Source organism: Streptomyces anatolicus, assembly GCF_019400875.1.
Classification (GTDB): Bacteria; Actinomycetota; Actinomycetes; order Streptomycetales; family Streptomycetaceae; genus Streptomyces; species Streptomyces anatolicus.
In genome coordinates this window covers 1-7,707 of record NZ_WMBF01000304.1, presented here as the reverse complement: position 1 = coordinate 7,707, position 7,707 = coordinate 1, and the positions used below count along the sequence as shown (strand labels likewise).

5 protein-coding genes are annotated in these 7,707 nt (G+C 72.8%); 3 read left to right on the top strand and 2 right to left on the bottom strand.

From position 1 onward, the window contains the following. Window positions 1-23: 23 nt before the first annotated feature. The gene (locus GKQ77_RS22980) at window positions 24-1,430 is read left to right on the top strand and encodes an FG-GAP and VCBS repeat-containing protein (protein WP_219690826.1); all 1,407 of its coding nucleotides are present in this window, start codon (window positions 24-26) and stop codon (window positions 1,428-1,430) included. Window positions 1,431-1,461: 31 nt separating this feature from the next. Here GKQ77_RS22980 and GKQ77_RS22975 read toward each other — a convergent pair whose 3' ends face one another. Both GKQ77_RS22975 and GKQ77_RS22970 read right to left on the bottom strand, forming a co-directional pair. After that, window positions 1,462-4,056, bottom strand: coding sequence for a bifunctional FO biosynthesis protein CofGH (locus GKQ77_RS22975; RefSeq protein WP_219690825.1), 2,595 nt, complete (start codon window positions 4,054-4,056; stop codon window positions 1,462-1,464). A 121-nt stretch (window positions 4,057-4,177) separates the two neighbouring features. Further along, window positions 4,178-5,041 carry an LLM class F420-dependent oxidoreductase gene (locus GKQ77_RS22970; RefSeq protein WP_219690824.1) on the bottom strand — a complete coding sequence of 288 codons (864 nt, stop codon included), beginning with the start codon at window positions 5,039-5,041 and terminating at the stop codon, window positions 4,178-4,180. 103 nt (window positions 5,042-5,144) lie between these two features. On the opposite strand from GKQ77_RS22970, the gene GKQ77_RS22965 reads away from it, so the two are divergent. After that, window positions 5,145-5,561 (top strand): ankyrin repeat domain-containing protein, encoded by a 417-nt coding sequence (locus tag GKQ77_RS22965; protein ID WP_219690823.1) that lies wholly within the window; start codon window positions 5,145-5,147, stop codon window positions 5,559-5,561. A 160-nt stretch (window positions 5,562-5,721) separates the two neighbouring features. Further along, window positions 5,722-7,263, top strand: a complete 1,542-nt coding sequence (locus GKQ77_RS22960; protein ID WP_219690822.1) for a CehA/McbA family metallohydrolase — start codon at window positions 5,722-5,724, stop codon at window positions 7,261-7,263. The last annotated feature ends 444 nt before the right edge of the window (window positions 7,264-7,707 follow it).

The following is a 7,707-nucleotide window of genomic DNA, read 5'->3' as shown; positions in this document are numbered from 1 at the left end:
CCCCTTAACTCTCTGGAGAACCAGTGCGACGCTCCCTCACGGCCGCCCTCGCGGTCACCACGCTCCTCACGCCGCTCGCCCTCGTCGCCACGGCGGGCTCCGCGTCGGCCGCCCCGGTGCCGCCGCGCACCCCGCTCGTCGACTTCAACCACGACGGGTACGCCGACGTCGCGGTCTCCTCGGTCGGCGGCTGGCAAGGCACGACGCCCGGCACGGTCACGGTCATCTACGGCTCGGCCTCGGGCCCCGACACCGCCCACGCGACCTTCGGCCGCGCCACCCCGGGCGTCCCCGGCGACCCGCAGGACGGCGGACGCTTCGGCTCGCAGACGGCTGCCGCCGATCTCGACGACGACCAGTACACGGACCTCGTCATCAGCGGCGACGGCAACGCCGTCGTTCTGTGGGGTTCGGCGTTGGGCCTGCACGGCGAGAGGAGTTCCGAGCTGCCCTGGCGCGGCAGCGACGTCACCGCCGGCGACTTCAACGGCGACGGCAAGCGGGACCTGGTCACGGGCGATATCGAGGGCGAGCCCGACCCCGGCGACGACCTCTTCGGGATGTCGGTGTCGTACGGACCGTTCACCCGCGACGGCAAGGCCGCGAGCAAGCAGCAGGTGCCCACCCAGCGGGAGTTCGGCGAATCCGCCTTCGTGGTCGGCGACGTCACGGGTGACGGCGCCGACGACATCGTCTCCAGCCACGGCTTCGAGGAGCGGGCGTACGGCAGCCAGTTCTGGAAGGGCGGCAAGAACGGTGTGAGCACCACGTCCACACCGCTCGCCGCCACCTACAGCGGGGCGATCGCCGACGTCGACAAGGACGGCTACGGCGACCTGATCGTCCGCGACATCGGCAACAACTACGAGGACATGCCCTACCAGAAGGGCACGATCCTCGTCAGGTACGGAACGCCGGACGGGCCCTCCGCGACCCGCACCGCGAAGATCACCCAGGACACGGCGGGCGTCCCCGGCGTCGGTGAGGTGGGTGACGAGTTCGGCTCCTCGATCAGCGCGGGCGACGTCAACGGCGACGGTTACGCGGACGTGGCCGTCGGCATCCCCGGCGAGGACATCGACGCCGTCACGGACGCGGGCAGCACCGTGCTCCTGAAGGGCTCCCGCACCGGCCTGACCGGCACGGGCGCGCAGGCCTTCCACCAGTCCACGACCGGGGTGCCCGGCGTCTCGGAGAAGAACGACAAGTTCGGCGCCCAGGTCCTGCTCTCCGACACCAACAAGGACGGCAAGGCCGACCTGACGGCGACCGCGCCCACGGAGGACGGCACCTACGCCGACTCCGGTGCCGCCTGGTACCTGCGCGGTGCCGCGAGCGGCCTCACCGTCACCGGCATCACGTCCTACAGCCCGAAGTCGCTCGGACTCCCGGAGAACCGCGTGGAGTTCGGCGGCGCGCTGACCCGCTAGTCAGCGCCCGCCCTGCTGCCGCTGAGGGACGTCAGTCCACCAGCGGCAGCAGCTCCGGCAGCTGCCCGTCCGAGGCCTTCGCCGCCCGCTGCCGCTCCTCGGGCACCTCGCCGTAGAGCGTCGTACGCGGCCTGGCGGGACGCCCGGCCGTCTCCGCGATGGCGACCAGGTCCTCGATGGAGCGGTAGGAGCCGTAACTGGAGCCCGCCATGCGGGAGATGGTCTCCTCCATCAGCGTCCCGCCCAGGTCGTTCGCGCCGGACCTGAGCATCTCGGCGGCACCCTCCTGGCCGAGCTTCACCCAACTGGTCTGGATGTTGGGGATGTGCGGGTGCAGCAGGATCCGCGCCATCGCCGTCACCGCGCGGTTGTCCCGGGTGGTCGGCCCCGGCCGGGCGATGCCCGCGAGATAGACGGGCGCGTTCGTGTGGATGAAGGGCAGCGTCACGAACTCCGTGAAGCCGCCGGTCTCCTGCTGGATGGCGGCCAGCGTGCGCAGGTGGCCGAGCCAGTGGCGCGGCTGGTCCACATGGCCGTACATCATCGTGGACGAGGAACGGATGCCCAGCTCGTGCGCGGTCTTGATGACCTCGATCCAGGTGGCCGTCGGCAGCTTGCCCTTGGTGAGGATCCAGCGCACCTCGTCGTCGAGGATCTCGGCGGCCGTCCCCGGGATCGAGTCCAGGCCCGCCTCCTTGGCGGCGGTCAGCCACTCCCGTATCGAGAGCCCGGTCCTGGTCGCGCCGTTGACGACCTCCATCGGCGAGAAGGCGTGCACATGCATGCCCGGCACGCGCTCCTTCACCGCCCGCGCGATGTCGAAGTAGGCGGTGCCGGGCAGGTCGGGGTGGATGCCGCCCTGCATGCACACCTCGACGGCGCCCACGTCCCAGGCCTGCGCGGCCCGGTCGGCGACCTGGTCCAGGGAGAGGGTGTAGGCGTCCGCGTCCGTCCTGCGCTGGGCGAAGGCGCAGAAGCGGCAGCCGGTGTAGCAGACGTTGGTGAAGTTGATGTTGCGGGTGACGATGTACGTGACGTCGTCGCCGTTGACCGTCTTGCGGATGTCGTCCGCGACCGAGCAGAGCGCGTCGAGCGCGGGGCCATCGGCGTGCAGCAGCGCCAGCGCCTCGTCGTCGGTCAGCTTCGTCGGGTCGTCGGCGGCCGTGGCGAGGGCCGCGCGGACGTCGCCGTCGATGCGGGAGGGCACCAGGCCGGGCGCGGCCTGCTCGCGCAGCGCCTCCCAGTCGCCGTACACCTCGTCGAAGTCGTCGCGCCGGTCGGTGGTGCGGCCCGTGGTGTCGATGGTGCGGTGCAGGTCGGTGCGGCCGGACGAGGCGACGTACCCCTCGTCGGGCTCCTGCCAGGGGTGGCCCTCGACCGTGGCGTCGGGGCGGGCGAGGCCGGTCTCCGGGTCGGCGAGGGCGCGCAGATGCGGGAGCAGGCGGGGGTCGAGCCAGGGCTCGCCGCGCTGGACGAACTCGGGGTAGACGCAGAGCCGTTCGGCGAGCGTGAAGCCCGCCGCGCGGGAACGCTCGGCCAGTTCGTCCAGCTGCGGCCAGGGCTTCTCGGGGTTGACGTGGTCGATCGTCACCGGGGAGACACCGCCCCAGTCGTCGATGCCGGCGCCGATCAGCCGCTCGTACTCGCCCGCGATGAGGTTCGGCGGTGCCTGGATGTTGCCCGCCGGGCCCATAATGTGCCGGGCGACGGCGATGGTGGCGACCAGGTCGTCGATCTCGGCGTCCGGCATGCCGCGCATCGCCGTGTCGGGCTTGGCGCGGAAGTTCTGGATGATCAGTTCCTGGATGCCGTGGTAGGAGCGGGCCACGCGGCGCAGCGCGAACAGTGACTCCGCGCGCTCCTCGTACGTCTCGCCGATGCCGATGAGCAGCCCGCTGGTGAACGGCACCGACGAGCGCCCGGCGTCCTCCAGCACCCGCAGCCGCACGGCCGGTTCCTTGTCGGGCGAGCCGTAGTGCGGCCGGCCCGGCTCGCTCCACAGCCGCTCCGACGTCGTCTCCAGCATCATGCCCATGCTGGGCGCGACCGGCTTGAGCCGCTGGAAGTCCGTCCACGACATCACACCCGGGTTGAGGTGCGGGAGCAGGCCCGTCTCCTCCAGGATGCGGATCGAGATGGCACGTACGTACGCGATGGTGTCGTCGTACCCCTCGGCCTCCAGCCACTCGCGGGCCTCGGGCCAGCGGTCCTCCGGCTTGTCGCCGAGGGTGATCAGGGCTTCCTTGCAGCCCATCGCGGCGCCGCGCCGCGCGATGTCCAGGACCTCATCCGGGGACATGAACATGCCGTGCCCGTCGCGGCGCAGCTTGCCGGGCACGGTCGCGAAGGTGCAGTAGTGGCACTTGTCACGGCAGAGCCGGGTGAGCGGGATGAACACGCTCTTGGAATACGTGATGACGCCCGGGCGCCCCGCGGCCTCCAGGCCCGCGTCACGCACCCGGGCCGCCGACGCGGTCAGGTCGTCGAGGTCGTCGCCGCGCGCCTGGAGCAGGACGGCGGCCTCCGTCACATCGAGCGCGACACCGTCCCTGGCCCGCCTGAGCGCGCGCCGCATGGCGTTCGCGGTGGGTCGTCCGGCCTCGTCGGGCTGCGCGCTGTTGGTCATGTCTCCGAGCATACGAGCGACAACGCCTGACCTGTGCGGATACTTCCGATCAGGCCGGCGGGGCGCGACCGGGCCAGGGATTCACGGGCTCACGGATTCACGGATTCACGGGTTTCCCGGTTCACGGGTTCACGTGCCGCTGGGCCGCGTCGAGTGCGGCGCGCACCTCCGCGTCGCCGGCCGGGGGCAGCTGCACGATGACCTCGTCGACGCCCAGCTCGGCGTAGTGCGCGAGCTTGCCCGCGTCCGGCACGACGCCCGTCAGCGCCACGTACAGGTCGTCCGGCTCGCGCCCCGCGTCCGCCCACGCCGTGCGAAGGACGGGCAGCGCCGCGCGCAGGCCGCTGCCGCCGATGGGCATCCAGCCGTCGGCGTACTCCGCGATGTGCGCGAAGAGGCCGGGCCCGGCGGCCCCGCCGATGAGGGTGCGCGGCCCGTACAGCGGCCCCTTCGCGAGCCGTTTGCGCGGTGCGCGCAGCGGCTTCGGGTAGGCCTCGCTCGGCCGCACCGACCCGAACTCGCCCTCGTACAACGTGGGTTGGTCGGACCACAGGGCCCGCATGAGCGCCATCCGGTCCCGGACGAGGTCCCGGCGCCGGGGCCACGGGACGCCGTGGTCCTCCGCCTCCTCGCGGTTCCAGCCGTAGCCGATGCCGAGGGTGACGCGGCCGCCCGAGAGGTGGTCGAGGGTGGCGACCTGTTTGGCGAGGTCGATGGGGTCGTGCTGGGCGACCAGGGCGATGTTCGTGCCGAGGGTGATGCGCTCCGTGACGGCGGCGGCCTGGGCGAGGGCGACGAAGGGGCTGAGCATCCGGGCGCACTCGGGCGGCAGCTCGCCGCCGGGGTAGGGGGTTTCGGCGGGTACGGGGATGTGGGTGTGCTCGGGGACGTAGAGGCCGTCGAACCCACGCCCCTCGAGCTCCCGGGCCAGCGGCGCCGGGCCGATCGTGGTGTCGGTCAGGTACAGGGTCGCGGAGATGCGCACGGGTGCCTCCGGAGGTGTCGGTGCTTCCTCGGTGCTTCCTCGCCACTTCCTATCCCCGGAAAGCCGGTTGGTCCATGGCCACGGCCTCATTACCGTGGCGCCGATGAACAGAAGACGACAGAAGAAGCTGACCGGCCGCCTGGTGTTCGCCGCGCTGACCGGCGACACCGCCGTCGTGGCCGCCGTCCTGCGCACCGGCGTCGACCCGCGCCTGCCGGACGCCGAGGGGACGCTGCCCCTGTACTCGGCCTCGGTGCACGGCGAGGCCGAGGCGGTGCGGCTGCTGCTGCGGGCGGGCGCGGACCCCGACGCGGAGAGCGGCCACGGCTCCGAGGGCACGCCGCTGTGCGGGGCCGCCTGCTGGGGCCACGTCGAGGCGGTCCGCGCACTCCTCGCCCACGGCGCCGACCCGAATCTCCGCGAGGACGGCGGCACGGGGTGGTCCCCGCTGCGCTGGGCGCGCCACGGCCCGCATCCGGAGACCGAGGCGGTGCTGGTGGCGGCGGGCGCCACCGGGTAGCGCCGCCGGCCCCCTAGGTCATAGAGCCTCCAGGGCGGGCCGCTCTACGGCCACCGGGTGGAAAACCGTCAATCTCCTTCCCTTGCCGCACAGTTCACGGCTCAATACCAGGGTTGCACGCACCACCCACGTCACCATCGACACCCTGGGGAGCCGCAGCATGTGCGAGAACGCCGTACACCCAGCCCACAAGGGACTGAACCGGCGCGGACTGTTCGTGACGGGAGCCGCCGCCGCGCTTACGTTGAACAGCGTGAGCTTCGCGAGCGGCGCCGAACGGCGCGCCCCGGGGCGCGAGCCGGGGAGCAAGGAGACCAGGACGGTCCGCGGCACGCTGCCCGTGGGCGCCCCGGACTTCGTCTATCTGCCGGTGGAGGTCCCCGGGGGAGTCAGCGAGCTGCGCGTCTCGTACTCCTACCAGAAGCCGCCCGTCCCCGCCGGGACGCAGGGCAACGCCCTGGACATCGGCGTCTTCGACGAGCGCGGCACCGAGCTTGGCGGCAAGGGGTTCCGGGGCTGGTCGGGCGGCGCCCGCACCGAGTTCTTCATCCGCGCCGACGAGGCGACGCCCGGCTACATCCCGGGCCGGATCCGCGCGGGCACCTGGCACATCGCCCTCGGCCCCTACACGGTCGCCCCCGAAGGCCTCCCCTACGAGGTGACGATCACCCTCACCTACGGGGCGCCCGGCAGGACCCCGAAGTCGGTCTACCCTCCCGAGCGCGCGAAGGGCCGGGGCCGCGCCTGGTACCGGGGCGACTGCCACCTGCACTCCGTGTACTCCGACGGCAGGCGCACCCTCGCCGAGATCGCCGCGCTCGCCCGCGCCGCGGGCCTGGACTTCATCAACAGCTCGGAGCACAACACGCACTCGGCGCACGCGCACTGGGCCGAGCACGCGGGCGACGACCTGCTGATCATGCTCGGCGAGGAGGTGACGACCCGCAACGGCCACGTGCTCTCCCTGGGCGCGGACCCGGGCACGTTCGTCGACTGGCGCTACCGCGCCCGGGACAACCGCTTCGGCAGGTACGCGCGGCGGATCCGCGACGCGGGCGGCCTCGTCGTGCCCGCCCACCCGCACGCCACCTGCGTGGGCTGCAACTGGAAGTTCGGCTTCGGCGAGGCGGACGTGGTGGAGGTGTGGAACGGCGCCTACACCCCGGACGACGAGGTCTCCCTCGCCGACTGGGACAGCATGCTCGTGGCCTCCGTACGCGGCGGGCGGCCGTGGATTCCGGCGATGGGCAACAGCGACGCGCACCGCGACCCCGACCGGATCGGCGGCCCGCAGACGGTCGTGCTCGCCGACGACCTGACCCGCGAGGCCATCCAGGAGGGCCTGCGCAGGGGCCGCTCCTACATCGCTGAGTCGAAGTCGGTGGAGCTGGCGTTCTCGGCGGCGGGCGGCCGGGGCAGACACGCGGGCATCGGCGAACGCCTCACCGTGGACCGCGACACGCCGGTGACGGTCCGCCTGGAGGTCAAGGGCACCCCTGGCTGCACGGTCCGCATCATCACCGACCAGGGCGTCCTGCACACGAGCGCGCCCCTGCCGGAGTCCGGAGCGGGCACGGTGGAGTGGCGCACGACACCCTCGTACGCGGCATACGTCCGCGCGGAGGTCCGCCACCCCACGACAACCCCGGCCCTGCCGGGCCCCCCGGCGGCCTTCACGAACCCAATCTTCCTGGGCCGCTGAGCCGGGCGGGAACCCTGGTCCGGGGGCGGGCGCGGTGGAGTGGCGCGACGACACCTCCCTCGTACGCGGCATACGTCCGAGCGGAGATCCGCCACCCCACGACAACCCCGGGCCTGCCGGGGCCGCCAGCCCTGGGGCGCTGAGCCTCGCGGGAACCCCGGCCCAGGGGCGGGCACGGTGGAGTGGCGCGACGACGCCCTCGTACGCGGCATACGCCCGGGCAGAGGTCCGCCACTCCACGACAACCCCGGGCCTGCCGGGCCCGCCGGTCCTGGGGCGCTGAGCCTCGTGGGAACCCCGGCCCGGGGGCAGGCATGGCGGAGTGGCGCGACCACACCCTCGTACGCGGCATACGTCCGCACGGAGGCCCGCCACCCCACGACAACCCCGGGCCCGCCCGCCGCATCCAACCCGGTCTTCCCGGGACGCTGAGCCGGGCGGGCA

Coding starts and splice junctions, on each gene's coding strand:
- GKQ77_RS22975 (WP_219690825.1), bottom strand. CDS start 4,056: ATGACCAACAGCGCGCAGCCCGACGAGGCCGGACGACCCACCGCGAAC.
- GKQ77_RS22965 (WP_219690823.1), top strand. CDS start 5,145: ATGAACAGAAGACGACAGAAGAAGCTGACCGGCCGCCTGGTGTTCGCC.
- GKQ77_RS22960 (WP_219690822.1), top strand. CDS start 5,722: ATGTGCGAGAACGCCGTACACCCAGCCCACAAGGGACTGAACCGGCGC.